Annotated in this window: 25 protein-coding genes and 1 pseudogene; 13 read left to right on the top strand and 13 right to left on the bottom strand. The window is 72.5% G+C overall.

Annotated features, from left to right (window positions below; all coding sequences use genetic code 11):
• Nucleotides 1–41 precede the first annotated feature (41 nt).
• Entirely contained in the window at nt 42–1,181 is a 1,140-nt protein-coding gene (locus tag ACLZN2_RS24265; protein WP_416981112.1) for an aminoglycoside phosphotransferase family protein, read from the bottom strand.
• Between the two features lie 231 nt (nt 1,182–1,412).
• On the opposite strand from ACLZN2_RS24265, the gene ACLZN2_RS24260 reads away from it, so the two are divergent.
• Complete coding sequence (locus ACLZN2_RS24260) at nt 1,413–2,915, top strand: hypothetical protein (protein ID WP_416981111.1); 1,503 nt, start codon at nt 1,413–1,415, stop codon at nt 2,913–2,915.
• 69 nt (nt 2,916–2,984) lie between these two features.
• Here the strand turns inward: ACLZN2_RS24260 and ACLZN2_RS24255 are convergent, their stop codons facing one another.
• A complete protein-coding gene (locus ACLZN2_RS24255; protein WP_416981110.1) occupies nt 2,985–4,358 on the bottom strand; it encodes a PP2C family protein-serine/threonine phosphatase in 1,374 nt (457 codons plus the stop codon).
• A gap of 366 nt (nt 4,359–4,724) precedes the next feature.
• Here ACLZN2_RS24255 and ACLZN2_RS24250 point away from each other — a divergent pair, with 366 nt between their 5' ends.
• Nucleotides 4,725–5,138, top strand: coding sequence for an SsgA family sporulation/cell division regulator (locus ACLZN2_RS24250; RefSeq protein ID WP_416981109.1), 414 nt, complete (start codon nt 4,725–4,727; stop codon nt 5,136–5,138).
• A gap of 12 nt (nt 5,139–5,150) precedes the next feature.
• Here ACLZN2_RS24250 and ACLZN2_RS24245 read toward each other — a convergent pair whose 3' ends face one another.
• The gene (locus ACLZN2_RS24245) at nt 5,151–6,176 is read right to left on the bottom strand and encodes a Gfo/Idh/MocA family protein (RefSeq protein ID WP_416981108.1); all 1,026 of its coding nucleotides are present in this window, start codon (nt 6,174–6,176) and stop codon (nt 5,151–5,153) included.
• A gap of 83 nt (nt 6,177–6,259) precedes the next feature.
• Nucleotides 6,260–7,354 carry a chemotaxis protein gene (locus ACLZN2_RS24240; protein ID WP_416981107.1) on the bottom strand — a complete coding sequence of 365 codons (1,095 nt, stop codon included), beginning with the start codon at nt 7,352–7,354 and terminating at the stop codon, nt 6,260–6,262.
• A gap of 198 nt (nt 7,355–7,552) precedes the next feature.
• On the opposite strand from ACLZN2_RS24240, the gene ACLZN2_RS24235 reads away from it, so the two are divergent.
• Complete coding sequence (locus ACLZN2_RS24235) at nt 7,553–8,323, top strand: alpha/beta fold hydrolase (protein ID WP_416981106.1); 771 nt, start codon at nt 7,553–7,555, stop codon at nt 8,321–8,323.
• Nucleotides 8,324–8,349: 26 nt separating this feature from the next.
• On the opposite strand, the gene ACLZN2_RS24230 is transcribed toward ACLZN2_RS24235, so the two are convergent.
• Both ACLZN2_RS24230 and ACLZN2_RS24225 read right to left on the bottom strand, forming a co-directional pair.
• Complete coding sequence (locus tag ACLZN2_RS24230) at nt 8,350–9,813, bottom strand: glutamate synthase-related protein (protein WP_416981105.1); 1,464 nt, start codon at nt 9,811–9,813, stop codon at nt 8,350–8,352.
• The gene (locus ACLZN2_RS24225; protein ID WP_416981372.1) at nt 9,814–11,409 is read right to left on the bottom strand and encodes an alpha/beta hydrolase; all 1,596 of its coding nucleotides are present in this window, start codon (nt 11,407–11,409) and stop codon (nt 9,814–9,816) included.
• Nucleotides 11,410–11,726: 317 nt separating this feature from the next.
• On the opposite strand from ACLZN2_RS24225, the gene ACLZN2_RS24220 reads away from it, so the two are divergent.
• Nucleotides 11,727–12,392 carry a chaplin gene (locus tag ACLZN2_RS24220; protein ID WP_416981104.1) on the top strand — a complete coding sequence of 222 codons (666 nt, stop codon included), beginning with the start codon at nt 11,727–11,729 and terminating at the stop codon, nt 12,390–12,392.
• Between the two features lie 110 nt (nt 12,393–12,502).
• Here ACLZN2_RS24220 and ACLZN2_RS24215 read toward each other — a convergent pair whose 3' ends face one another.
• Entirely contained in the window at nt 12,503–13,255 is a 753-nt protein-coding gene (locus ACLZN2_RS24215) for a hypothetical protein (protein WP_416981103.1), read from the bottom strand.
• Nucleotides 13,256–13,345: 90 nt separating this feature from the next.
• Entirely contained in the window at nt 13,346–13,822 is a 477-nt protein-coding gene (locus ACLZN2_RS24210) for a nucleoside deaminase (RefSeq protein ID WP_416981102.1), read from the bottom strand.
• A gap of 120 nt (nt 13,823–13,942) precedes the next feature.
• On the opposite strand from ACLZN2_RS24210, the gene ACLZN2_RS24205 reads away from it, so the two are divergent.
• Nucleotides 13,943–14,719: a GNAT family N-acetyltransferase gene (locus ACLZN2_RS24205; protein WP_416981101.1), complete on the top strand. Its 777-nt coding sequence runs from the start codon at nt 13,943–13,945 to the stop codon at nt 14,717–14,719.
• A gap of 18 nt (nt 14,720–14,737) precedes the next feature.
• Here the strand turns inward: ACLZN2_RS24205 and ACLZN2_RS24200 are convergent, their stop codons facing one another.
• Nucleotides 14,738–15,445 (bottom strand): TetR/AcrR family transcriptional regulator, encoded by a 708-nt coding sequence (locus ACLZN2_RS24200; RefSeq protein WP_416981100.1) that lies wholly within the window; start codon nt 15,443–15,445, stop codon nt 14,738–14,740.
• A 176-nt stretch (nt 15,446–15,621) separates the two neighbouring features.
• On the opposite strand from ACLZN2_RS24200, the gene ACLZN2_RS24195 reads away from it, so the two are divergent.
• Nucleotides 15,622–16,581: an NAD-dependent epimerase/dehydratase family protein gene (locus ACLZN2_RS24195; RefSeq protein WP_416981099.1), complete on the top strand. Its 960-nt coding sequence runs from the start codon at nt 15,622–15,624 to the stop codon at nt 16,579–16,581.
• A gap of 125 nt (nt 16,582–16,706) precedes the next feature.
• Here the strand turns inward: ACLZN2_RS24195 and ACLZN2_RS24190 are convergent, their stop codons facing one another.
• Nucleotides 16,707–16,970, bottom strand: coding sequence for a GlsB/YeaQ/YmgE family stress response membrane protein (locus ACLZN2_RS24190; protein WP_416981098.1), 264 nt, complete (start codon nt 16,968–16,970; stop codon nt 16,707–16,709).
• 245 nt (nt 16,971–17,215) lie between these two features.
• Here ACLZN2_RS24190 and ACLZN2_RS24185 point away from each other — a divergent pair, with 245 nt between their 5' ends.
• Nucleotides 17,216–18,670 carry a hydrolase gene (locus tag ACLZN2_RS24185; RefSeq protein ID WP_416981097.1) on the top strand — a complete coding sequence of 485 codons (1,455 nt, stop codon included), beginning with the start codon at nt 17,216–17,218 and terminating at the stop codon, nt 18,668–18,670.
• A 134-nt stretch (nt 18,671–18,804) separates the two neighbouring features.
• The gene (locus ACLZN2_RS24180) at nt 18,805–19,572 is read left to right on the top strand and encodes an ArsR/SmtB family transcription factor (protein WP_416981371.1); all 768 of its coding nucleotides are present in this window, start codon (nt 18,805–18,807) and stop codon (nt 19,570–19,572) included.
• Nucleotides 19,573–19,646: 74 nt separating this feature from the next.
• Here ACLZN2_RS24180 and ACLZN2_RS24175 read toward each other — a convergent pair whose 3' ends face one another.
• The 3 genes and pseudogenes from ACLZN2_RS24175 to ACLZN2_RS24165 form a co-directional block, all read right to left on the bottom strand.
• Entirely contained in the window at nt 19,647–20,090 is a 444-nt protein-coding gene (locus tag ACLZN2_RS24175; protein WP_416981096.1) for an SPW repeat protein, read from the bottom strand.
• A gap of 167 nt (nt 20,091–20,257) precedes the next feature.
• Nucleotides 20,258–21,383, bottom strand: a pseudogene (locus tag ACLZN2_RS24170) (deoxyribodipyrimidine photo-lyase).
• Entirely contained in the window at nt 21,380–22,432 is a 1,053-nt protein-coding gene (locus ACLZN2_RS24165) for an acyl-CoA dehydrogenase family protein (protein ID WP_416981095.1), read from the bottom strand. The pseudogene ACLZN2_RS24170 and the gene ACLZN2_RS24165 overlap by 4 nt, the downstream one beginning before the upstream one ends.
• Nucleotides 22,433–22,539: 107 nt before the next feature.
• On the opposite strand from ACLZN2_RS24165, the gene ACLZN2_RS24160 reads away from it, so the two are divergent.
• From ACLZN2_RS24160 to ACLZN2_RS24140, 5 genes are all read left to right on the top strand, one after another.
• Complete coding sequence (locus ACLZN2_RS24160; RefSeq protein WP_416981094.1) at nt 22,540–22,890, top strand: YciI family protein; 351 nt, start codon at nt 22,540–22,542, stop codon at nt 22,888–22,890.
• A 10-nt stretch (nt 22,891–22,900) separates the two neighbouring features.
• Complete coding sequence (locus ACLZN2_RS24155) at nt 22,901–24,100, top strand: RNA polymerase sigma factor (protein ID WP_416981093.1); 1,200 nt, start codon at nt 22,901–22,903, stop codon at nt 24,098–24,100.
• A gap of 288 nt (nt 24,101–24,388) precedes the next feature.
• Nucleotides 24,389–24,553 carry a hypothetical protein gene (locus tag ACLZN2_RS24150; protein ID WP_166663609.1) on the top strand — a complete coding sequence of 55 codons (165 nt, stop codon included), beginning with the start codon at nt 24,389–24,391 and terminating at the stop codon, nt 24,551–24,553.
• Complete coding sequence (locus ACLZN2_RS24145; RefSeq protein WP_416981092.1) at nt 24,550–25,116, top strand: sigma-70 family RNA polymerase sigma factor; 567 nt, start codon at nt 24,550–24,552, stop codon at nt 25,114–25,116. The genes ACLZN2_RS24150 and ACLZN2_RS24145 overlap by 4 nt, the downstream gene beginning before the upstream one ends.
• The gene (locus ACLZN2_RS24140; protein ID WP_416981091.1) at nt 25,113–25,961 is read left to right on the top strand and encodes a hypothetical protein; all 849 of its coding nucleotides are present in this window, start codon (nt 25,113–25,115) and stop codon (nt 25,959–25,961) included. Before ACLZN2_RS24145 ends, ACLZN2_RS24140 begins: the two co-directional genes overlap by 4 nt.
• The last annotated feature ends 13 nt before the right edge of the window (nt 25,962–25,974 follow it).

The raw sequence follows: 25,974 nt of genomic DNA, 5'->3' as shown, positions 1-25,974 counted from the left end.
GACCTTCGCCCCCTCAGCGAGTGCCGATCAGGGATTGGCGATCAGCGAGTGCCGACCGCCGCGCGCACGGCCCGGCGGGCCAGTTGGCAGTCGTCGTGCAGTCGCCGCAGCAGCAGTCGCTGTTCCTCGCCGGACGGCGCGGCACCCGCGTGGGCCGCCCCCGGGGCCGTCGGGGCCGCGTCGTGCATCGAGCGCTGCACGGCCGTCTCGTAGGTGCGGATCTCCCGGGTCAGCACCAGCATCAGGTTCACCAGGAACGCGTCCCGGGAGGCCGGTCCCGCCGACTGGGCGATCTGGCTGATCTGACGGCGCGCCACCGGCGCGTCACCGAGGACCGACCACAGCGTCGCCAGGTCGTAGCCCGGCAGGTACCACCCCGCGTGCTCCCAGTCCACCAGCACTGGACCGGCCGGTGAGACGAGGATGTTCGACAGGAGGGCGTCGCCGTGGCAGAACTGGCCCATGCCCTGACGGCCCGCGGTGGCCGCGATGCCGTGCAGCAGCTTCTGCAGGTCGCCCATGTCCCGGTCGGTGAGCAGACCCAGCTCGTGGTAGCGGGCGATCCGGGCCGCGTAGTCCAGCGGCGCGTCGAAGGTGCCCGCCGGCGGCCGCCAGGCGTTCAGCCGGCAGATCGCGCCGAGCGCCGCCCTGATGTCCGCCCGCGGCGGCGCCTCGGCCGGGTGCCGCTGCAGGGCCGCCACCCGCCCCGGCATCCGCTCGATCACCAGGGTGCAGTTGTCCGGGTCCGCCGCGATCAGTCTCGGCACCCGCACCGGGGGGCGCTGCCGGACGAACGTGCGGTACGCGGCTATTTCGTGCCGGATCCGCTCGGCCCACACGGGCGAGTGGTCCAGTAAACACTTCGCGACGGCCGTGGTGCGCCCGGTCGTGCCGACCAGGAGCACCGAGCGTCCGCTGCGGCGCAGCACCTGCACCGGGGCGAACTCCGGACAGATCCGGTGCACCGAGGCGATCGCGGTGCGCAGCTGCGCACCCTGGGGGCCGGACAGGTCGAGCCGCCCGCTGAGCGGCTGTGTGCCGTGCCCCGTGGGACGGCGGACACCGCCCGCGCCGAGCACGGGGGCCGCCGTCCGCTGCGGGGCGAGGTAGGGGCCGCCGCCGCCCGGGCGGGAGTGCAGCGACCGGGGCGGGGCGGACACGGAGGACGATGCTGCGTACATGGGCGGAACAGATCCCTTCGTGTGCCTGCGAGTCAAAGCGCTGCCCCGACCGACCACCCGGGTGCACCCTGGGGAATGTCCCTCGGCGACCGGGTCGGGGTGGCGCGTTCCTACCTGACACCCGTCGCCCAGTGGCACACCATCTGGCGGACCCTGGCGAACCCTGGCGAATAGTCGCCCGGCAACTTTCCCAGGGCTACTGTCAACTCAGCCGAGAACCTGGGGGCTTACGTGAGCGGACAACCCAACACCCGCCTGGCGGACCTGTTCGGCCTGGCCGGCTGGTCCAAGGGTGAACTCGCGAGGCTGGTCAACCGGCAGGCGGCGGCCATGGGCCACCCCCAGCTGTCGACCGACACCTCCCGGGTGCGGCGGTGGATCGACATGGGAGAGATCCCGCGCGATCCGGTGCCGCGGGTGCTGGCTGCCCTGTTCACCGAGCGTCTCGGTCGTGTCGTGACCATTGAGGACCTCGGTCTGGTCCGGCACGGGCGTACGGGGAAACGGCCGGGCGGCGGGAGTGCGGAACATCCCGACGGCGTGCCGTGGGCGCCCGAACGGACTGCCGCGGTCCTCACCGAATTCACGGGAATGGACCTCATGCTCAACCGACGCGGCTTGGTGGGCGCGGGTGCCGCGCTCGCCGCGGGATCAGCACTCAGCAGTGCCATGTACGAATGGCTGCACACCGACCCCACCCTCTCCGCCGACGCTCCCGTCCTCGACAACCCCCTCCTCCCGCATGCCGACCCCGCCGGGTTCGACCGCTACGAGGCCGCCCCCATCGGGGCGGAGGAGATCGAGGAACTGGAACAATCGGTCGAGGTGTTCCGAGCCTGGGACGCGGCCCGCGGAGGCGGGCTGCAGCGCAAGGCCGTCGTGGGACAGCTCAACGAAGTCGGCGGAATGCTCGCCTACCACCATCCTGCCCATCTCCAGCGGCGCCTGTGGGGCGTCGCCGCCAACCTCGCCGTCCTCGCCGGCTGGATGTCGCACGACGTCGGCCTCGAACCCACCGCCCAGAAGTACTTCGTCATCGCCGCCCATGCCGCACGGGAGGGCGGCGACCGGCCGCGGGCGGGTGAGGCGCTCTCCCGCGCGGCGCGCCAGATGGTCCATCTCGGCCGGCCCGACGAGGCCCTGGACCTGATGAAGCTGGCCCAGTCCGGGTCCGGCAGTCAGGTGCTGCCGCGCACCCGGGCGATGTTCCACACCATCGAGGCCTGGGCGCAGGCGTCGATGGGCAAGGGCCAGGCCATGCGCCGCACCCTCGGCCAGGCGGAGGACCTCTTCGTCTCCGACCGGGCCGATGTGGAACCGCCGTCCTGGATGCAGACCTTCAAGGACGAGGATCTGTACGGCATGCAGGCCCTGGCCTACCGCACCCTGGCCGAGTTCGAGCCGCAGGCGGCCGTCCACGCCCAGTACTACGCGGAGAAGGCCCTGGCGCTCCGGGTCGACGGACGGGAGCGGTCGAAGATCTTCGACCATCTGTCCATGGCCTCCGCCTGCTTCATCGCGGACGACCCCGAACAGGCGGACCGCTACGCCCGGCTGGCCCTGGTGTCGATGGGCTCGAACTCCTCCCGCCGCACCTGGGACCGGCTGCGCGAGATGTACCGGCTCACCGCGGAGTACGCCGGCTACCCGAGCATCAGCGAACTGCGTGAGCAGATCAGGCTGGCGCTGCCGAAGCCGAGGGGAGGGCGGGGCGGCAACACCGCTCAGACGTGAATGAGTTGGCGGTCGGCGGAAGACCACCGGACCGAACGGTCAGTTAACCGAACCACGTTGATCAGTTGATCACCGGGTGACCCGGGCGACGAGCACGCAGGCGTCGTCTTCGCGCCCGGTCTCGCCGAACTCCTCCACGACCGTCCGCATGCAGTCCTGTGCGGTGCGCGCCTCGTGGAAGCGGGGGGCGAGGTCGAGGAGTCGGTGTGTGCTGTCGCCGGGTACCAGCCCGGTGGTGTGCAGCAGGAGCAGGTCGCCCGTCTCGAGGGTCGTTTCGGCCTGCCCGTAGAGGGCGCCCGTGGTGGCGCCCAGGAGGACACCGTCGGGTGTGTCGAGCCGGCGCCCCGTTCCGTCGCGGAACAGCAGCGGGGCGGGGTGTCCGGCCTGCGCCCAGGTGAGGGTGCGGGGCTCGGGCCGGTAGCGGCAGCACAGGGCACCGGCCAGCGCCGGCTGGACGGTGGCGTCCAGTAACTGGTTGAGCCAGGACATGAGCTGGGCGGGTCCGGCGCCGGCCATGCCCATCCCGCGCAGGGCGCCCAGCAGCATCGCCGTGTCCGCGGTGACGGCCGGGCCGTGGCCGGTGAGGTCGCCGACGCTCAGCAGTGTCTGGCCGTCGGGGAGTTCGAGGGCGTCGTACCAGTCCCCGCCGATGAGCGAGCCGGTCGCGGCGGGCAGATGGCGGGCGGCGAGGTCGAGGGTGTCGGTGCCCCGGTGCGGGAGCCGCACGGCGCCGCGCCCGGGTGGGAGCACGGCCTCCCGCAGCTCGACCGCGAGCCGGCGCTCGCTCTGCCGGTGGCGGTGCAGCGAGTCACGGGTCTCGCGCACCTCGCTCTGGCTCCGGCGCAGTTCGCTGACGTCCCGCAGCACGGCCCACATCGAGGCGGTGGCGCCGTCGGCGTCGAGCACCGGCTCGCCCATCATGTGCACGGTCCGCACCCCGCCGTCCGGCCGGACGACGCGGAACTCGCCGTCGATGGGCCGGGCGTCCACCAGACAGTCCGTGACCATCACGGTGAGCTTGGGCCGGTCCTCGTCGAGGACGAGGGAGGGCAGTTCGTCGAGGGTGAGCGCGGGGGTGGCCGGATCGCGGCCGAGGATGCCGTAGAGCTCCTCGGACCAGACGGCGTCGTCCGCCAGCAGGTTCCACTCGGCGCTGCCGACCCGGCTGAGCAGTGACTCCCGGTGAGCGGCGGCAGGCGCCGGCGGGGGGCCGTCCCGGAGCTGGGCCAGGTGGGCGTCGAGGTCCTCGAGCTGGTGCAGCGCCAGGTCGCACAGCGCCCGCTGCCAGCGGCCCTGCGGGTCCCCGGTGTCGATGCCCTGCGCGTCCCGTCGTACGGCGTCCACGTCGACCTTGAGCCGTCGTGTCTGCGTGATCAGCGCGTCGACCGAGCCGCGTCCCGGCGGCTGGGCGGCGGGATGGTCCGCAGACAGATGGGACGGCATGACGCACTCCGATGCGGGACGGTACGACGAACGGGGAGGGCACGACGAACGGGGACGGAAGGGCCGTTACGACTGTTGCACAGCCCGCGACGCCGTGTAAGGGATTTGGCAACACACGATTCGGCGGTGTCTCTGGCATATGCCTCTGTCCCCGAGCCGGGCTCGCGGGGGTGCTGGTCCTGCGCCGGGAGGAGGGTCAAGTCGTAGGTGGCGTACGTGACTTGAGGGGCGGGAGGGGGCTACGGGAGGACCTTCAGTCGAGTGTTCGACGGCTGTTTGTTCAGGAAAACGATGCCGTGACGCAGATCACATCAAGTCGCACCCGCTTTCGCGTAATGCGATCGGCACCTCCGGGGTCCTACAAGCATGGACATCACCCTCGAACAGCCCGTCCGCGCGCGCCTGATCACCGCCGAGGACCAGGAACTGCCCGTCGCCGCCACGCTCCGCTACGCCTCCGACGACCCGTTCGCCGTGCACCTCGACTTCCCGGCGGAGATCTCCCTCGCCGACGAGGCCGCCACCTGGACCTTCGGCCGCACCCTGCTGGAGGAGGGCCTGTGCGGCCCCGCCGGCACCGGCGACGTGCACCTGTGGCCCTGCGGTCCGACCCGAACGGTGGTGGAGCTGCACTCGCCGTTCGGCATGGCCCTGCTCCAGTTCGACACCTTCGCCCTGCGCCGCTTCCTGCTGCGCAGCTACGCCGTGGTGCCGGCGGGACAGGAGGACGTCGGGGCCGCGGTCGACGAGGGGCTGCAGGCCCTGCTCGGCAATGTCTGAGGCCGGGCGGTCTCAGGCGTCGTGCCCGGCGTACAGGTCCGGACGCCCGGCGAGGGCGATTGTGATGCGCTCGCCGCTCTCCAGTGCCCGCACGCCGGCCTCCGCGACGGCGGAGGCCGCGTAGCCGTCCCAGGCGGTCGGGCCGGTGACCCGCCCCCGCCGGGCCGCGTCGACCCAGCTCTGCACCTCGCGGTCGTAGGCCGCCACGAACCGGACCAGATAGTCCTGCGGCACCTCGGTCGCCGCGTCGCCCCGCGCGGTCACCAGCATCCCGTGGTCGTCGCCGATGCGCGCGCTGCCCGCCTCGCACACGGCCTCGCAGCGCACCTGGTAGCCGAAGCCGCAGTTGACGAAGACCTCCACGTCGACCAGGGCGCCCCCGTCGGTCTCGAACACCACGAACTGCGGGTCGAGCAGCCCCTGCGGAGCCCCGGACGAGGGGCGCGGCCGCAGCACGCCGACCGCGGTCAGTTCCTGGCCGAGCAGCCAGCGGGCCGCGTCGATCTCGTGCGACACCGAACTGTCGATCAGCATCGCGCTGGTGAAGTCCGGCGGAGAGGAGACGTTGCGGTGCACGCAGTGCAGCATCAGCGGCCGCCCCAGCCTCCCGTCGTCCAGCACGGCCTTGAGCCGGCGGTACTCGGCGTCGTGGCGCCGCATGAACCCGACCTGGGTGAGCCGCCGGCCGAGACGTGCCTCCGCCTCGACGATCCGCAGGGCCCCCGCCGAGTCCGGCACCATCGGCTTCTCGCACAGCACCGGAAGCCCCCGGGCGAGCGCGGCGAGCAGGGCCTCCTCGTGCGCGGGACCGGGCGAGGCGATCAGCACCGCCTCCACTCCGGGGGCGTCCAGCGCGGCCTCCGTCTCCGTGTGGACGAGGACTCCGTCGATGCCGGCGACGGCGTCCTTCGCGCGCGCCGTGTCGAGGTCGGCCACGGCGGCGACCCTGGCTCCGCTCACCACGCGGTCGAGGCGCCGGATGTGGTCGGCCCCCATGTGTCCGGCCCCCAGCACCGCCACACCCAGCAGGTCACCCACGCGCGCTCCCCCCTCCGGGCCGACGATCATCTCGTAGCGTACGCGGGGCGGGCGGGGGTGTGGCAGTGCGCGGCGCGGGGCTCTCAGTACCGCAGGACGCCCGCGATCCCCGCCTCGTTCCCCAGCGTGCCGTCCGGTACGAAGCGCACGTCGGCGCCCGTCTCCAGGCACTGTTCGACGATCTCGTCCACGATGTCCTCGCGCGCGTCGAGGTCGCCGCTGAGCGCCGGGATCAGATGGTCGCCGTCGTCCCGAACCGTCACGCGGTAGTTCTCCTCGACGGCCAGCAGTCGCACCCGGCCCTCCCGGGCGTTCTGCCACACCTCGTCGACACCGGCCGCGAACTCCTTGCGGCCGAGGGCCGATTCGAGCGCCCGGCTGACCGTGTCCACGCTTCTGCGGGCCTCGGCGGCGACCATCGGCCGTACCGCCTGCCACACCGCGTCCGGGGTGCCGTGCGACAGCCCGCCGTGCGGGACGTGCACCGCGGCCCGGGTGACGGTGCCGATCTCGTCGAGGGCCGAGAGGGCCGCCTGTTCACCGGTGACGTACAGCGGACGCGGGGCGAGCCGCAGCAGCCGGTTCATCGCCGTGTCGGCGTCGCGCAGGAAGTGGCGGGTGTCCTCGTCGCGGAAGGTGCTCTTGGTGTCGCCGATCTGCTCCCGGCGCTCGGCGTCGAAGTTCTCCTGCCGGCGGACCAGCGGGAAGCCGCCGATGTCCTCCTCGGTGACCCGGTCCAGCCCGCCGTTCCACAGGGTGACACGGTCGGCGGAGACCGACAGCACCCAGTACGGCCGCTCGGCGGCCTGCGCGGAGACCAGGTTGCGGGTCAGGAAGGTGTCCGAGAGCACGACCCGCTCCGGCACCGCGCGGGCCAGTGACCACACCTGGTGCTCACCGGGCGCGGCGAAGATCACGAGCCCGTCCTCGGTGTACGTCAGGTCGACCTCGGCCAGGGCCCGGTCGAGCTGCTCGGCGACGTCCACGCGCCGCTCACGGGTGACCGCCGGGTCGGCTTCCAGCTGTTTCTTCGCCTCGGCCACGACATTGCGCAGCCGGACCCGGTCCTGGGCGTTGTCCGGCTCCCTGCGGTGCGTCGGGGTCAGCACGGAGACCGCGGGATAGGGCCGCGGGCGGCGCAGTTCGGAGAGGGTCGCGGGGCTGAGTGCGTGCTCCATATGAGCACCATAGGACCGATTCACGTATGGGGCATTCGGGGTAACCAGTGCAAAGCCGTCAGTAGGCCGTCCCGTTGGGCGCGGCCGCGGCATCTCCTCGGAAAAGTCCCGCGTTTCCTCGGCGTACGACGGTGACGACGACCCCGGCCGCCGGTTACCGTACGCGTCAGTAACCGGGACGTACCGCAGGAGGCACCCATGCCGCAGCTCGAAGTCGACGGCGCAGCGCTGACGTACGACGACGAGGGACCGCGCGACGGCGGCGGGACGCCCCTGGTCTTCGTGCACGGCTGGACGGCGAACCGGCACCGCTGGGACCACCAGGTCGCCCACTTCGCCGAGCAGCGGCGGGTGGTCCGGTTCGACCTGCGCGGCCATGGCGAGAGCGCCGGGGCCGGGGTGAAGACGGTGGCCGAGCTGGCGAAGGACCTGATCGCCCTCCTGGACCACCTCGAGATCGAGCGGTGCGTCCTGGTCGGCCACTCGATGGGCGGGATGATCGCGCAGACCGTCGCCCTCTCCCACCCCGGGCGGGTGGAGCGCATGGTCCTGGTGAACTCCATCGCCCGGATGACGTACAGCCGGGGCCGGGGCCTGCTGATGGGCGCCTCCACCCTCGTCCCCTTCAAGCTGTTCGTCGCCACCAACATCCAGCGTGCCTTCGCGCCGGGCTTCCCCCGGGAGGAGATCCGCCGGTACGTCGACTCCTCCGCCGACACCCCGCGCGAGGTTGTCATGACGCTGTACGGCGCCATGCGGGCCTTCGACGTCCTGGACCGGGTCGGGGAGATCCAGGCCCCCACCCTGATGATCCACGGCTACCACGACATCCAGCTGCCCGTGCGGCAGATGCTGCGGATGGCGAAGGCGTACCCGGACGCCACCGTGCGCATCCTCGACGCAGGTCACGAACTGCCCGTGGAGAAGCCGGCCGAGCTGACGGCGGCGATCGACGCGTTCGTGAGCTGAAGCGACGCGGCTGTGCGGGGGCGTGGTCAGCCGAAGGCGTCCGGGTCCGCCGCGGCCCAGTCCGCCGCCCAGCCGGGGGGTGGTCCGGCCGACAGGGCGCCCGGCTCCAGCCACTCGTACAACTCGGCGTAGGAGCGGACGGTCCCCGCGTCCGTACGGCGCAGGAGATGCCCGGGGGTGAGCGCGCCCGGCTCCCGTACGCCCAGCGCCGCCATGATCCGGACGGCGCTGCGGACCGTCGCGCGCTGGTAGTGACGGACCCGCCGCGCCTTGTCGCCGACGTGCAGGGCCCACACCCGCCACGGGTCCTGGGTGGCGATGCCGACCGGACAGGCGCCGGTGTGGCAGCGGCCGGCCCCGACACAGCCGACGGCGGTCATCATCGCGCGGGCCGCGTTGGTGTAGTCGGCGCCCTGAGCGAGCCGTCGGACGATGTCCGCACCGGTGGCGATCCCGCCGCTCGCGCCGATCCGGATCCGGTCCCTGAGACCGGTGCCGACGAGCGCGTTGTGCACGGTGATCAGCCCCTCGGTGAGCGCCATCCCCGGCCGGTCCACGCACCCCGGCGGCCCGGCGCCCGTCCCGCCCTCCGCCCCGTCCACCACCACGAAGTCGGGCGTCACGCCTTCCGCGAGCATCGCCTTGCACACCGCGAGGAACTGCCGCCGCGACCGCACGCACAGCTTGAGGCCGGTCGGCTTGCCGCCCGCCAGCTCCCGCATCCGGGCCAGGAACAGCACCAGTTCACGCGGCGTCGAGAACTCCCGGTGACACGGCGGTGAGATCACCGCCCTTCCCTCCGGCACCCTCCGTTCCCGTGCGATCTCCGCGCTCACCTTCGCCCCCGGCAGCACCCCGCCCCCGCCCGGAGCGGCCCCCTGCGACAGCTTCAGCGACACGCACCTCACCTCGGGCAGCGCCGCCCGGTCCGCGAACTCCCGCTCCTCGAAACCCCCGTCGGGTGTGCGGCAGCCGAAGTAGCCGGAGCCGATCTCCCAGACGAGGTCCCCGCCGCCGCGCAGATGATGGTCCGACAGCCCGCCCTCCCCGGTGTCCTGCGCGAAGCGGCCCAGCGCCGCACCCCGGCCCAGGGCGAGAACGGCACGGGAGGACAGCGCCCCGAAGCTCAGCGCGGACACGTTCAGCAGAGCCATGTCGTACGGCAGTCTGCAGTCGGGACCGCCCACGCGCACCCTCGGCTCCTCCTCGGGCGGCGGAAGAGGACTCGCCGACGGCGCGAAGAACTCGTACCCGTCCTGCTCGCCGGCAGGCGGGGGTGCCGGTTCCCGCACCGGATGTCCCAGCCGGCCGACGAGGGGATGGTTGCGCAGCAGCGCGCGTCGGCGCTGCGCCATGTCCCACGCGCCCAGGAGGGCCAGGGCGAGCAGCGGGCCCGCCGCCCACCACCACCGGGCGGACACCGTGTACGACGCGGTCAGCGCCCCGGCCGCACAGAGGACGACGAGCAGTAACGGCGTGTACCGGCGCACTCAGTCGCCGTCCTCGCCGGGCAGGCAGGAACTGCCGCTGCGCGGGAGTGAACCGTAGAGCAGGAAGTCGTCGACCTTGCGGTGCACGCACTTGGACGAGCCGTATCCGGTGTGGCCCTCGCCCCTGTTGTCGAGCACGACGGCCGAGTCGCCGAGCCGCTCGCCCGTCTCCACGGTCCAGCGGTACGGCGTGGCCGGATCCCCGCGGGTTCCGACCAGGAGCATCTTCGGCGTGTCGAGGTCCTTGACCTTCTCTCGGATGAAATCGGTGCCCCGGGGGCGGCCATAGCAGAGCAGCACCTCGGACAGACGGTGCCGGCCGAAGACCGGTGACGCCTTGTCGTACTCGGCGCGCAGCCGCTGGAGATCCGCGGTGATCCGCCCGGCGGTGGGACGGTCGGGGTCGTCGGCGCAGTTGATCGCCATGTACGCCGCCGCGAGGTTGTCGAGGGGGACGTCCTCGGCGTCGACGAGAGGGCTGGGGGAGGGCGGGGGCTCGCCGCTCCGGGTGCGGGCCGGGAGGGTGAGGCCGCCGGTGGCGAAGGCCATCACCCCGGAGGGGTCGCCGTCCTCGACGAGCCGGGCGAGGGCCCGCTCCAGCGAGGGCCACAGCTCCTTGCTGTACAGGCCCTGCCCGAGGGCGGTCGCCAGGTCCTGTCCGGTGAAGTCGGCGCCGAAGTCCGTCGGCAGCGGATCCTCGTCGAGCGAGCGGACCGTGCGGACCACCTCCTCGCGGGCCGTCCGCGCGTCCGTGCCGAACGGGCAGGCGATGTCCTTCACACACCAGTCGACGAAGTCCTCCAGGGCCACCTGCTGGCCCCGGGCGCCCGCGAGTCCCTGCTCGGTGAGCGGCTCGGTGAGGGTGTCGACGCCGTCGAGGACCACCCGGCCGACCTTGTCCGGGAACCGGGCCGCGTAGACGGCGCCCAGCCGGGTGCCGTAGGAGAAGCCGAGGTAGTTGAGCTTCTCGTCGCCCAGGGCCTGGCGTATGACGTCCAGGTCCTGCGCCGCGTCGACCGTGCCGATGTGCGTCAGGACGGGGCCGGAGTGCCGGACGCAGGAGGCCGCCGTCTCCTTCAGCTTCGCCAGCAGCGCCCGGGGGTCGTCGAGCGCGGAGCCGTCGCCCAGGGCGTCGAGCCCCTCGTCCTCCCCGGCGTCCCCGCAGCTGACCGGCGAGGAGCGGCCGACGCCGCGGGGGTCGAAGGACACCACGTCGTAGCCGTCGGTGAGCTCCATGAAGTCCTTGCCGCCGTAGGCGAGCCCGGGCACGCCCGCACCGCCGGGGCCGCCGAAGTTCAGCAGCACCGAGCCCTTCCTGTCGCCGGTGGCCCGGTAGCGGGCGAGCGCCAGATCGAGGCCGCCCGCCTCGGGGTGCGCGTAGTCGAGCGGCACGGTGACCTTGCCGCACTGGAGGTCATCGGGCACGCCGTCCAGGGCGCAGGCCGACCAGGAGATCTTCTGGTCGTGGAACCGGTCGGGGCCGGTGCTGTCCTCCCCGGCCGCGGCGGCGGCCGTCGGCAGCCCCGTCCCCAGCAGGGTGAGCGCGGCGCCCGTGGCGAGCGCACGGTGGCGCCGAGTCGACAGCATGGCCAGCATCAGTGCCTCCAGGGACGCCCCGCAGCGGACCGGGAACGGGCGTCCCGGATCACGATAGGCGGCCACCGGAAGCCTCGCCTCCGGACGGGCGGCGGTCCCGCGCGGGCCTCGCGGCGACCCGTTTCGCGGCGTGAGGCCGTTCGACCAGGGGCGCCCGATGGGGTGAATGACGGATTGGGCATAACTCGTTCGGTTCGCCCGCGTTTTACCTGGTGCGGGCAAGTGCCCGCGACCTGTATGGCATGTATGGAAGGCAGGGACCCATGAGACGGGCTACCCGAAACGGTGTGCTCGCCGTAGCAGCAGCCTCCGGCGCGATGGCCGCCGTTGCGATGCCGGCGTTCGCCGACTCCTCCGCCGCCGGTACCGCGGCCGACTCGCCCGGTGTGGCCTCCGGCAACGGCATCCAGGTGCCGGTGCACCTCCCGGTCAATCTCTGCGGCAACACCCTGAACGCGGTGGGCCTGCTGAACCCCGCTTTCGGCAACAGCTGTGCGAACAAGGGGGCCGCGCCGAAGCACTCACCGGCCTCCGGGGCGGGCGCGCGCAGCGAGACGGCCGGCTCGCCCGGAGCCGTCTCCGGCAACGATGTGCAGGCGCCGGTCGACCTCCCGCTCAACGCCGGCGGCAACAGCGTGGACATCGTCGGGGGCCTGAACCCGGTGTTCGGCAACCAGTCGGTGAACGGCCCGGTGGACAAGCCCGTCCACCCCGACCGGCCGGGCCGTCCGGCCACGCCCGCGCCGCCCGCGCCGCCCGTGCGTCAGCCGTCGGCCCCCGAGCCCGAGCCCGAGCGTCCCGCCCCGGGCAGGAACACCGTTCCGCACGCCCGTGCGCCCCAGACCCCGGCATCCGAGCGGACCGAGTCCTCCCTCGCCCACACGGGCGCCGACGCGACCCTGCCCGCCGTCGCCGGCAGCGCGGCCGCGGTGCTGGCCGGAGCGGTCCTCTACCGCCGCTTCCGCCCGGGCACGCGGGGCTGAGTCCTCCGCCCTTCGCCGAGGCGATCCGCAGGCCCCCGCCGAACGGGGGACCTGCGGCGCGCTCGGCCGGCGGACGGGCACGGGATTCCCCGAGGCGCCGGGCGCACGGCTCAGGAGCCGGTGCGAACCGCCTCGTCCCAGGCGTGGGGACTGCGGTAGTGGTTCTGGTGCCCTGCGGCGAGCACATGGCGCAGTTCTGCGAAGTGCTCGGTGTCCGCGGGGAGTTCCAGCCGGTCAAGGAGGGCCGACGCGGCGGCCGGCTCCAGGTCGCCGTGGACATCGTGATAGCTCGCCCGCAGACCTCCGAAGAGGGCCGAGTGCAGCGCGGGGAGCCGCACGGCGGTGCGGTACGCCGGCTCCTTCACCGGCCAGGGCACCGGGCCCGAACACTCCAGAACCCGACGGGCCCGGCGGAGCAGGGCTTCCGACGGTTCCGCCACCACTCGGTCGATGTCGTTGCCGAGCACCTCGGCGAAGGCCGTCGCGGCGGTACCGCGGTCCTCGAACCAGTCGACCCACAGCGAGTACGTCAGAGCCTCGGCGTCCCGGTCCGCCTCCAGACGCCGACGGTAGCCGCCCCACAGCGCGTCGGCCGGCAGGGGGCCCTCCGGGCCTCGGTCGGCGAACCGCATCTCACACGTCACCCAGTACGCGTCGAGGAGGTCCAGCAGCCCGAAGGCCAGCCGTACCTGGTCGGCCGCCCGCATGTCCTCGGTGAAGACGCCGCCGGCCCAGGACTGCGCCACCTGGTCGGCAGTGAGCAGCACGTCCGGTGCCTCGATGCTCACCCACCCGTCGCGCACCCGGCTGACGCCCTGATCCGCCAGCCAGCGTTGCGCCGCCTCCCATGCCTGCGTCTCCATCCGGGAAGTATGACAAGCCTCGCCGGACCCCGAAGGCACAGCACAGGACCGCGCCGTGCCGCGCCGCCGGACGAGTGCCCGCGGCCGTGCTCAGCCGCCGTGAAACCGCCGGTGCAGCGCGCGTACCTCCTCGACAAGCTCCGGAACCGGGCCCTCCACGGTGACGCCGGGCGCGATCTCGTGCACCGGCAGGGTCCGCACCGGCGGCGCCGGTACCCCCAACTCCTTCAGCCAGGAGGCGAGCTGGCCGGACGAGGCGATGTAGACGATCCGGCCGAGGCCGACCCAGGCGTGGGCGGCCGCGCACATCGGGCAGTGCTCACCGGAGGTGTAGACCGTGGCCGCCGCCCGCTCCTCGGGTGTCAGCCGGGCCGCCGACCAGCGGGCCGGCTCGAACTCGGGGTGCCGGGTGCGGTCGCCGCCCGCCACCCGGTTGTGGTCCTCGGCGAGCACCGAGCCGTCCCCGCCGACCAGCACCGACCCGAACGGCTCGTCCCCGGCCTCCAGCGCCTCGCCGGCCAGCTCGACACAGCGGCGCAGATACGGCAGCTCGCCCTCCTCGACCACGGCTCACGACTCCTCTGACGGCGGGATGATCTCCGGCGTGGCACAGCCTGGGCCGCACGGCGGGGTCCGGCGCCGTTAATTCCGTTGTGGGGCGCGGCAGCGGGATGCTGGAGTGGCCGTATGGATCATGCCGCGGTACTCGCCCTGTACGACCGGGACATGCGCGAAGGCGCCCGCCCCGAGAGCTCCGACGCCCGGGTGGAGCGGATCGGCGGTGTGGTCCGCCACGTCGGCGGCGAGGGCGGCTGGAACGGGGTCCTCTGGTCGGACCTGGACGGCACGGACGCCGACGCGGCGATCGCCGCCCAGATCGCCTACTTCACCGGGCGCGGCGCGGAGTTCGAGTGGAAGCACCACGGCCACGACCGGCCCGCGGACCTGGGACGACGGCTCGCGGACGCCGGGTTCACGGCCGAACCCGAGGAGACCCTGATGATCGGCGAGACGAGCGACCAGCTCGTCGACGCGCCGCCGCCGGAGGGCGTCCGTATCGTGCCGGTGACCGACCGGGCGGGCGTCGAGCTCATGGTCGCGGCCAACGAGAAGGCCTTCGGCCATGACGGCTCCTTCCTGCGGGACCTCGTGCTCGCCCGGCTCACCGCCGACCCCGACACGATCGTCGCCCTGGTCGCCCTCGCCGGGGACGAACCGGTGAGCTCGGCGCGGATGGAGCTCATCCCCGGCACCCGGTTCGCCGGTCTTTGGGGCGGCGGCACCGACCCGGCCTGGCGCGGCCGGGGCATCTACCGCGCCCTGATCGCCCACCGCGCCCGCGTCGCCGCCGAACGCGGCTACCGCTACCTTCAGGTCGACGCATCGGACCAGAGCCGGCCCATCCTCGAACGCCTCGGCTTCCACGCGCTCAGCACCACCACGCCGTACATCTACAAGCCGTAGCGGCTTCGGCGACAGGTTTCAGCCCAGCCCGAAAGCGTCCGCCAGCAGATCGATCTGGGCCGTGAGCAAAGTGGCCCCGTCGTGCCCCATGCCCTCGAACTGGCCGGACACCTCGAGGCCCGCGGCGCCGTGCATGTGCGTCCAGGCGAGCACACCGCCGGCCAGGGCGACGCCCTCCGCGCCGGCGGGCACCTGGGCACGCGCCCATGCCGCCACCGCCGTGTCCTTCGCGGCCCACTCCGTCATCTGGGCCACCACCGGCCGTACCGAGGCCGAAGGCTTCGCCTCCGCGAACGCCGGAAGGAACGGTCCGAGCACCGCACGGGCACTGTCCAGCGTGTCCGCCGGAGCGGTGTAACCGGGCACCGGAGTGCCCTGGATCAGCAGATAGCGGTGGGGCTCGGCCACGGCCCAGCTCCGGGAGGCCGCCGCCAGCGCCTGCAGCCGCGCACGGGGCGAGGTCTCCTCGGGCAGAGCCCCGGCCGCCGCCGCGACGGCCCCCGCCAGATCGGCGTACGCGTCCCGGATCAGGTCCGTCAGCAGCGCGTCCCGGCTGTCGAAGTACCGGTAGAGCGCCGGACCCGACAGGCCGACCTCCTTCGCGATCCGGGTCAGCGCCACGGCCCCCGTCCCGCCCTCGGCGAGCTGTCCGAGCGCGATGTCCTTGATCTCGGCCCGCGTCTGCTCGCGGTACCGCGCCCTCGGGCTCTGCGCACTGCCGGCCACCGGCGCTCCTCTCTCCTGCACGGCTCTCACCACGGCAGCCGTGTCCCTGGTGACACACCTTAACGAAGGTCCGGACCTCCCACGCTTGCTAGCTATCCTCGCAAGAGTTACAGTCTCTAACTGTTGCGACTGGCTGTCATGACCGGACGGCCGGAAAACCAGCGAGAGGACCTGCCATGTCTGCCGTCACCGGCGAGAACCGCACCCTGCACACCGTCCTCGGCTCCGGCCCCGCCGGTACCGCGCTCGCCCGCGAACTCGTCCGCCGGGGGCACGCCGTACGGCTCGTCGACCGCAAGGGCGAGGGCCCCGTGATCGAGGGGGCCGAGCGGTACGCGGCGGACGTCAGCACGCCGGAGGGCGCACGGGCGGCCGTGGCCGGCGCCGGAGTGGTGTACCACTGCGTCAACGTCGGCTATCACCTCCAGGTCGAGGCGATGCCCCGGATCCAGGAGGCCGTCCTCGGCGCGGTCGAGAGCTCCGGAGCACGGCTCGTCGTCCTCGACACGCTCTACCCGTACGGCGAGACCGGGGGAGCGGTGATGACCGAGGAGACCCCGTGGAGGGCGACGACCCGCAAGGGCCGGATGCGGGCCCGGCTGGACGAGAAGTACCTCGCCGCCCATCGTGAGGGCCGGGCCCGGGTGGTGCTCGGCCGCTCCGCCGACTTCGTCGGCCCCGGCGTGCTCAACTCCACCCTGGGGGGAGCGGTCTTCCCGGCCGCGCTCACCGGCGGAGAGGTGCTCGGCATCGGCGACATCGACCTGCCGCACAGCTACACGAGCATCCTGGACGTGGCGGCCGGCCTGGCCACCCTCGGCGAACACGCCGAGGGCGACGGACGGGTCTGGCACCTTCCGGCCGCGGCCGCCGTCAGCACCCGCGCGATACACGCGATGATCGAGCGACACCTCGGCGGCCCGCTGAACGTCCTCGTCGTCGAGGAGCCCCGCCCCTACGGCCCCTTCGACGAGCAGTTCATGGCCGAGTACGCCGAGATGTTCTACCAGCACACCGAACCCCAGATCATGGACTCCTCGGCCTTTGAGAAGGCCTTCGGCGTGACGCCGACATCGTTGGAGGAGACGGTGGCCGTGACGCTGACGTGGTACGAGGGGCTGCTCGGCGGGCGGTGAGGCGCGGGTGGTGAAGCGCGGGCGAGGCGGGCGCCCCGTCCTGGGCCGTCCGGGACGGGGCCTTCACCAGCCCTGCGCGCTCAGAGCCTGTGTCATGTCCCCGGCCGGGGACATGACACAGGCTCTCACCGTCGTGTCTTCGCCCGGTCCAGCGCCGTCACGCCGACCGCCGCGAGGCCGATCTGGATGAGCCACTCGATCCAGTCGACCCCCTTGGTGTCGGCCACGCCCAGCACCGCGGCGATGGCCGACCCGACCAGCGCGGCCGCGATGCCGACCGCGATCGTCCACAGCAGGCCGATGCGCTGGCGGCCCGGAACCGCGAGCCGTCCGAGCACACCGATGATGATGCCGATGAAGATGGCACTGATGAGGCCGTCGATCTCCATCTCCGCCCCTCCTTGATGAGAGCCCGTCGCCTGGCTTGTGCCCGCTGGGGGGTGGGGCATTCTGTTCCGGATCCGGCTTCTGACGTTTTCGCGCACGTTATTGCCCGCGTTTGATGTTCACAGGGCCGTCATGCCATGTACCTTTCAATAAGTCCACGCGTGTAGAACCCTTCTTGGCGAGGTCTACGCGCGCAGATCGACCGCCGCACCCGCCCTCTCCCCACCCCCTCACGGAGGTTCGCCGGATGCCCGGATCACAGAGACGTCCCCGGAAGGTCCCCACGCTCCTGGCCGGCTTCGGTCTGCTCGTCACCGGAGCAGCCCTTCAGGTCAGCGCCACCGCAACCCCCGCTCACGCGGCCACCCCCCACCGCATCCTGTTCGACAACGGCCACGCCGAGACGGCCGGCAACGCCGACTGGATCATCTCCACCAGTCAGCCCGACCCGCTCGGCGAGGACTCCTCGCCCTCCGTCGAGACCGACTGGACCGGCGCCATCTCGTCCTGGGGCGTGGCCCTGCAGAAGACGGGGGACTACAGCCTCAAGACCGCCACGAGCGCCCTCACCTACGGCGGCTCGTCCTCGACCGACCTGTCGAACTTCGACACGCTGGTCCTGCCGGAGCCCAACACGCTGTTCACCACCGCCGAGAAGACGGCGATCATGAACTTCGTGAAGAACGGCGGCGGCCTCTTCATGATCTCCGACCACACCGGCGCCGACCGCAACAACGACGGCGAGGACGCGGTCGAGATCCTCAACGACCTGATGACGAACAACAGCGTCGACTCGACCGACCCGTTCGGCTTCTCCGTCGACTCGCTCAGCATCAGCTCCGACTACCCCTCGGCCATCAGCGACAGCACCGACCCGGTGCTGCACGGCTCCTTCGGCACCGTCAGCAAGAGCCTCATCGCGAGCGGTACGACGGCCACTCTCAAGCCCGCCGACAACTCCAGCGTCAAAGGCCTGCTCTACCGCACCGGCTACTCCGGCAACACCGGGGCCTTCTTCGCCACCAGCACGTTCGGCAGCGGCCGGGTCGCCTTCTGGGGTGACAGCTCGCCCATCGACGACGACACCGGCCAGTCCGGCAACACGCTCTACGACGGCTGGAACGACTCCGGCGCCACCAACGCGGCCCTCGCCCTGAACGCCACCGAGTGGCTCGCCGGCGCGAGCGGCAGCGACGACGGCGGTGACGACGGCGGCGGCTCCGGCACCTGCACCGCCGCCCAGCTCCTCGGCAACAACGGCTTCGAGTCCGGCGCCGGCACCTGGAGCGCCACGAGCGGTGTCATCACCAACTCCTCCAGCGAGTCGGCCCGTACGGGCTCCTACTACGCCTGGCTCGACGGCTACGGATCGGCCCACACCGACACGCTCTCCCAGTCGGTGACCATCCCGTCCGGCTGCACCACGGCCACCCTCAGCTTCTATCTCCACATCGACACGGCGGAGACGACCACCAGTACGGCGTACGACACGCTGAAGGTCCAGGTGCTCAACAGCTCCGGGACGGTGCTGGGCACGCTGGCGACCTACTCCAACCTCAACGCCGCCAGCGGCTACACCCAGCGCAGCTTCAGCCTCGCGAGCTACGCCGGCCAGACCGTCACGCTCAAGTTCACCGGCACCGAGGGCTCCACGCTCCAGACGTCCTTCGTCATCGACGACACGGCGCTCAACGTGAGCTGACCCTTCGTACGACGGCCGGGGCCCGCACCGTGGGCCCCGGCCGTCGCCGTCCGCCTCCCGGCATTGACATGCAGGTAATTGCCTGCATAACGTGGGGTGTGCGATCGGGTGACGAGCCGGGCGCGGACCCGGCCATGGACAAGGTCTTCAAGGCGCTGGCCGACGACACGCGCAGACGCCTGCTGGACCGGCTGCGCGCGCGGAACGGCCAGACGCTGGGTGAACTGTGCGCGGATGTCGAGATGGCCCGGCAGTCGGTGACCCAGCACCTGGCCGTGCTGGAGGCCGCCAACCTGGTCGCGACGGTGCGCAGGGGGCGGGAGAAGCTCCACTACCTCAACCCCGTCCCGCTCCACGAGATCCAGGAGCGGTGGATCGACAGGTTCGAGCGCCCGCGGCTGCGCATGCTCTCCGACCTCAAGCGACGAGCCGAGGAAGCCATGACCGGCAAGCCCGCATTCGTCTACGTCACCTACATCGCCAGTACGCCCGAGAAGGTCTGGGACGCCCTCACCGACGCCGACCTCACCGCCGCCTACTGGGGACACGGCAACGTCTCCGACTGGCGGCCGGGCTCCCGCTGGGAACACGTGCGCACCGACGGCTCCGGCATCGCCGACGTCGTCGGCACCGTCGTCGAGAGCGACCGTCCGAACCGGCTGGTCGCCACCTGGGCCGCGCCGGACGAGGCGGACCGCCCGGACCGGCACTCCCGGGTCACGTTCGACATCCGGCGTCACGCCGACATCGTCCGCCTCACCGTGACCCATGAGGACCTCAACGACGAGGGCGAGCTCTCCGACGTCTCGGACGGCTGGCCGGCGGTGCTGTCCAACCTCAAGTCGCTCCTGGAGACCGGCAGCCCGCTGCCCCAGGAGCCCTGGTCGGCGCCGGGGGCGTGAGCGGCGCGACGCGGCCCGGCCGACCCGTATGACACGGGCCGGCCGGGCCGCCTTTCCGGTTCGGGGGGCGGGGGTTACGGCTTCGGGGCGCTCCTCGCCGCCGTGAAGGCGCACATCATCCCCAGGATCACCGCCAGGGCGCCGATGATGATGTTGTTGACCACGACGCCGGCGTCCGGGCTGTCCCCGACGACCCACGGAGCGATGATCATCCACACGCCGAGCGCGCACATGGCCCAGCTCAGGCCGTACATACGGCCCGGAGCGGCGGTGAAGCCGAGGGCCAGCAGGCCGATCGCGATGCCCACGACCAGGTTGTGGGTCATGAGGTCGGGCTGGCTGGTGGTGTAGTGGAGCACCCACGGTGACACCGCGCAGTACAGACCGAGCAGGAACACCGGTCCGTCCACGAGTGCCACGTCACGGCCGTCACCGATCACGGCCTCGTAGCGTGCCCGCATCTCGGATACGTCGGGGTGGGTCGATATGTCACTTCTGTGTGGCGAGACGTTGGCCATTACTCGTCTCCTTCGACTGCAGGCCTGACCGCGTCTGGTGCGGTGTGCGGTAAGCGCCGCGCACACACATTCTGCGCTTATTCCATCTTTATGTGTAGAGGTCGGCCTGTGTGTGCAGAGGGCTGAGGCGGGGATCGCCCAGGGAGTACCGACGCTCCCCGGGATGTTCAGTCGTGGCCGCGCGCCCGCCTGAAGCGGGCCAGCCCGTCGGCGAGGTCGACGGCCGGATCCGGGTAGTCGAGCGCCGCCCGGTCCGGGCCGCGCAGCTTCCACGGTTCGTGCACCGCCGGACCCTCCGGGTCCGCCGGCTCGGGCACCCAGCACCGTACGTACGCCGACGTACAGCGTCTTGGTGAGGAAACTCGCCGCCGACAGCCGCTCCCGGTTGTGCATCCAGCCCTCGTGCCGCAGCTGCCGCATCGCCGCGTCCACCACCGGGTCGCCGGTACGGCCCTCCCGCCACGCCTCCACGTCCTCGCCGGCCGTGCGCTCCGTACGCCACCGGTCGTGCCGGGTGCGGTAGTCCGCCACCGCGGCGGCCGGCCGGGCGGCCGGCACCTGGCGGTGGAAGTCGCGCCAGGCGACCCGCCGTACGAACGCCTCGGCGCCCGGCCCGCCCACGGCGCGCGCCCGGTGCACCAGCTCGACGGGGGGAGAGGGTGCCGAAGTGCAGATGCGGCGAGAGCCGGGAGGTCGCGTCCCCGGCCAGGTCGTCGTGCCGGTCCTCGTACGAGGCGACGCCCGAGCGCAGCCAGGCGGTCAGCCGTTCCCGGCCGCCCCGTACCACCCGCGGCGCGCCGCGCACTTCCCTGAGCCGCTGCCGCGACCAATGCCCGCAGTACGGCGTGAAGACCGCGAAGTGGTCCGAGGGGCCCGGGGCCAGCACACCGGGGTCCACCACCGTCGTCACCGTGCCGTGCACGTACAGACGGACGCCCTCCGTCTCCAGGGCGTGCCGCAGCCGCTCCTCACGGCGCTGCGCGTACGCGCCCCGTCCGCCGCCAGCTGGACCTCGTCGGCCCCCGCCTCGGTGGCCACCTGGTGCACCTCCTCCACGGATCCCCGGACCGCACCACCAGCCGGCCGCCCCGCCGGCGCAGGCCCGCGTCGAGATCAGCGCAGACAGTCGGCGAGGAACGCCAGCCGGTTGGGCGCGGCGAACCCCGCGCCGTCCACCGCCCGGTCGCGCACGAACAGCGGAACCACCTCACGTGGCCCGTCGAGCGCCGCGCGCAGCGGAGGGTGGTCGTGCAGCCGCAGGTCGGAGGTGAACAGGACGACCGAGACGTTCATGGGACGGGTTCCGGGGCACTCAGGGCGTCGAGATGTACGCGGCGTGACTCCGCCGTCTGGCCTTGGACCAGGAGGAACAGGGCTTCCCTTGCCAGTCTCTGTGCCCTGTTCGTCAGGAGTATCGCGCGGCCTCCTCCCGCCACCACGGCCGCCGTGGTCGCTGTCCGCATCAGTTCGTAGGCCTGGGTCCGCAGGGCCAGGCGGTCTTCGAGGTGCTCGTGGGGCCGCGCCTCGTCGGACAGGGCGTAGGCCTGGTCGCGCACCTTCCTGACGCGGGGGCGCAGGCGGGCGGCCGTCTCGTCGTCCGACACGTCCAGCAGGTCCAGTGCCGCCTCCGTGATACCGAAGACCGCCGGATTGGCGTTCACCGTCCTGAGGCGGTCCGTCGCCGACCAGCGCTCGTGCGGGGTGCGCAGGGCCACAGCTTCGTCCGGGAGCCACAAGCCGTCCAATTCCAGGGACACCGTGCGGGCCGCCGTGAGCGCGGCCAGGTGGAGCGGGGCGGACGCCCGCAGGCCCGGCTGGTCCCGGGCCTGTGTGAAGGCGAACAGGGCCTCGTCGGCGTCCGTGACCCCGGCGAGGAGCATCACGTCGTTCAGTCCCCAGCCGGTGTACCACGGGACCCTGCCGTCGAAGCGCCAGCCGCCCCGCTCGCGGGTGGCGTGGACGGGGATCCGGGGGTGGGCGCGCAGATGGGCGTACGCCACCCCGGACAGCAGTTCGCCGGTCGCCAGCCGGCCCAGCAGGCGCTCCCGCACCGCGCCCTCGCTCTTCGCCAGGGTCAGCACCGGCGTGTGGTGCTGCGTCTGCACGAACCAGGTCGAGCAGCAGGCCCCGGCCAGGATCTCCGCCGTCTCCCGCACCACCGCGCCGGGTGCCTCGGCGCCGCCGTACGCCTTCGGCGCGTTGAGTCCCAGCAGGCCCGAGCGTCTGATCTCCGCCAGATGGCCCACCGGCACCTCCCCCTGGTCGACCTGTTCGGCGTGCGGGGCGAGCAGGCCGTCGGCGAGGCGGCGGGCGCGGACGACGAGGGGGTGCGGTGCGGTCATGGGCAGGATTCTTTCCCGTGTCGGGGTGTGAGGTGTCGATCCGGGGGACTGCCGTTCGTGTAGGAGGTGAGAGAACGGCTTAAGGGCACGAAGCCAAGGAGGACGTCATGAAGCACTACCTGCTCAGCGTGGTCCAGCCGACCGGCGGTCAGCCGCCCGCCCCCGACGAGCTGGCCGAGATCATGCGCCGGGTGGAGGCGTACAACGACGAGCTGCGCGCCGCCGGGGCATGGGTCTTCGCCGGTGGTCTGAACGGCCCCGAGACGGCCACCGTGCTGCGGCCGAAGGACGGTGATGTGCTCATCACCGACGGGCCGTACGCCGAGGGCAAGGAGTATCTCGGCGGGCTGTGCCTGATCCGGGCCGCCGACCTCGACGAGGCACTGGAGTGGGGCCGCAAGGCCGCCCTGGCCATCACCCTTCCCATCGAGGTGCGTCCGTTCGCGGACCTGCACTGAAACCTGACCCATGGGTGACACCGTCGACGTCGAGGCTGTCTTCCGCGCGGAGTACGGCCGGGCCGTCGCCGTCCTGGTCCGCCGGCTGGGCGACATCGACCTCGCCGAGGAGGCGGTCCAGGACGCCTTCGCCACGGCCCTCGCCCGCTGGCCGGAGACCGGGCCACCGCCCAGCCCGGCCGGGTGGATCATCACCACCGCCCGCAACCGGGCCGTCGACCGGCTGCGCCGCGAGGCCGGCCGGGACGCCCGGCACGCCGAGGCGGCCCGGCTGTACGACGCCCAGGACACGCCCGTGGAGGAGGGGCCCGTGCGTGACGACCGGCTCCGTCTGATCTTCACCTGCTGCCACCCCGCGCTCGCCCCGCAGGCGCGGGTCGCCCTCACCCTGCGGCTGCTCGGCGGTCTGACCACCGCCCAGATCGCCCGCGCGTTCCTCGTCCCCGAACCGACGATGGCCCAGCGTCTGGTCCGCGCCAAGGCGAAGATCCGCGACGCCCGCATCCCGTACCGGGTGCCTCGCGACGCCGACCTCCCCGACCGGCTGGGCGGCGTGCTCGCCGTCGTCTACCTGATCTTCAACCAGGGGTACGAGGGTGACCCCGGCCTGTGTGCGGAGGCGCTGCGTCTCGGCCGGCTGCTCGGCGAGCTGATGCCGGACGAGCCCGAGGTCACCGGGCTGCTCGCGCTGATGCTGCTCGTCGACTCGCGCCGGGACGCTCGCCAGGACGCCGACGGCACGCTCGTACCGCTGCCCGAGCAGGACCGTGCCCGCTGGGACCCGGCGCCGATCGCCGAGGGACAGGAGCTCGTCCGCCGCTGTCTGCGCCGCGACCGGCCGGGGCCGTACCAGATCCAGGCCGCCATCCAGGCGGTCCACAGCGACGCGCCGACGCCCGGGGCCACCGACTGGGGACAGATCCTGAGGCTGTACGACCAGCTCATGGTGGTGGCGCCGAGCCCGGTGGCGGCCCTGAACCGGGCCGTCGCGGTCGCCGAGACGCGTGGCCCGAGGCCCGCCCTCGACCTGCTGGACGCGCTCGACCTCGACGGCTACCACGTCTTCCACGCCGTCCGGGCCGACCTGTTGCGTCGCCTCGACCACGGCGCCGAGGCGGTCCAGGCCTACGCATCCGCCCTCGCGCTGGCCGAGAACCCGGCCGAGCGCGCGTACCTGGAGAAGCGGCTGCGCGCTTGTCGCGGAACGTAGAGGTTTGCCCGGGGGCGCAACTCCGCCTCAACCGTCATGGTGATCGTGAAATCGTGAAGAGGACATCGAAGGGGCATCAACGGGACGAAATGGTCCAGGAAGGGGCAGCAATGGCACCGGTGTAGTCCGGAATGGCACGGTCCGTAGTCCGAAGCGGCCAATTCCACCGGACTTTCGAATCCGGCATGCACGAAACGCCGGTGCCGAACGCCGTGGGGGCAGAAGGTGTAACCGTCGCCTTCCGGGGCTCAGGAGCCCCGCACGCCCAGCGGAAGGACCGAAGGGTCCGTGAACGACCAGTTCGAACAGCTCGCCCGGGACGTGGCGTTGTCCCTGCTCGCCCTCCGGGTCTTCGGACCCGCCGCCGTCACGCTCGCGCGCCGGGTCGTCGCCGCACTCGTGCGGGTGGGCGTCCGGGAGATGGACCACCGGCTCCCGGGAGGCGATCGGTGACCCAGGAGGAGCTGCGACCCACCGGAAACCCCCGGGCGCCGGAGAAACTGCCGCTGGACTTCAGCGCCTTCCACCAGACGCAGCGCCCGCGCTATGTCCGCGAGGCCGAGCGCTGTCTGCGCTGCCGGGCGGACGCCGAGGAGGCCGTGGACGAGGCGTTCGTCCAACTGGCCCGGGAGTGGCCGCAGATACTGCGCACCGCGAACCCCGCGGCCTACGCCTGGCGGGTCATGAAGAACCGGGTCGTCGACCACGCCCGGGCCCGGGGCCGGCGCGCCACCCTCATGGACACCGCCGTCTTCGAGACCGTGACGCTGCAGGGAGCCGAGGACGCCTTCGAGGTGATCGAGCAGAACCTGCGGCTGTTCCACGCGATCTCCGCCCTGCCCGAGCGGCAGCAGGACGTCATCCGGCTGCGCTACTGCGAGGGCTACAGCACCGCCGACGTGGCGGACCAACTTGGCATCACCGAGGCCGGGGTGCGCTCCACCGAGCGCTACGCCAAACGCCGTCTGCGGGAGATCTACACATCGTGCGCCGAGGAGGAGGCGGAGCGTTCATGACCTTCGACACCGTGAGCGACCTCGACACCCTGCTGGCCGGGGTGCGACTCGTGCCCACGGCGCCCTACCGCCGCGCCGACATAGAGGCCGCCGAGGCCCGGATAGCCGCCCGGGTCGCGGCCGGGCCCGCCGAGGAGACCGGCACCCGCACCCCCGCCCACCGGTCCCCGAAAACACACCCGGCGGCCCGGGATCTGCGGGCCCTGTGCGAGGCGCTGCTGACCCGCACCGGCGCCCTGCGCGGCCTCGGCGCCTTCGCCGGCAGCGCGCTGCCGGAGCCGTCCGGCGCGAGGATCCTCGGCGGCCTCCTCCACCTGGCCGGCTGCGAGGACAGCGCCCGCTTCTGGTGGCAGTACGGCGCCGGCGCCGGCGACACGGTGTCCTCGTACTGCCTCTACCTCCACCACCGGTCGCTCGGCGAGGACGAGGAGGCGGACTGGTGGCTCAGCCACACGGAGATCACCCCCGCCACCCTGAGCCGGGAGGCCACCGAGGTGGAGATCGCCACGGCCCTGCACGTGCTGCGTGGGCTGCGGCGCGGCCGCCGGGGACTGCCCAAGGCGCTGCGCGCGCTCGTGGAGTACGTGCCGGCGGTGGTCGGCTTCGTCGACGACGACCTGGAACTCCCGCTCCCGGACGGCGATCTCGCCGACCTCGTGGAGGAGATCGTCGCCCACGGCACCCCGCCCGCCGGGGAGCGGCGGTGCGCGCGGTCCCGCCCGCTGCTCGAACGCCGCGAGTCGGCCGTGCACACGGTGTCCTCGGCCACCCCCTGGACGTCCCGGCACTGGAGCCGGGACGTCCAGGAGGCCCTGCGCAAGTGCGAGGAGACGATGGCCTGTTGACGGCCGTCCCCAA

It is taken from the genome of Streptomyces sp. T028 (assembly GCF_048159505.1).
GTDB lineage: Bacteria > Actinomycetota > Actinomycetes > Streptomycetales > Streptomycetaceae > Streptomyces.
Note: the sequence above shows the minus strand (reverse complement) of the source record. Positions and strands in the feature narration are given on the sequence as shown.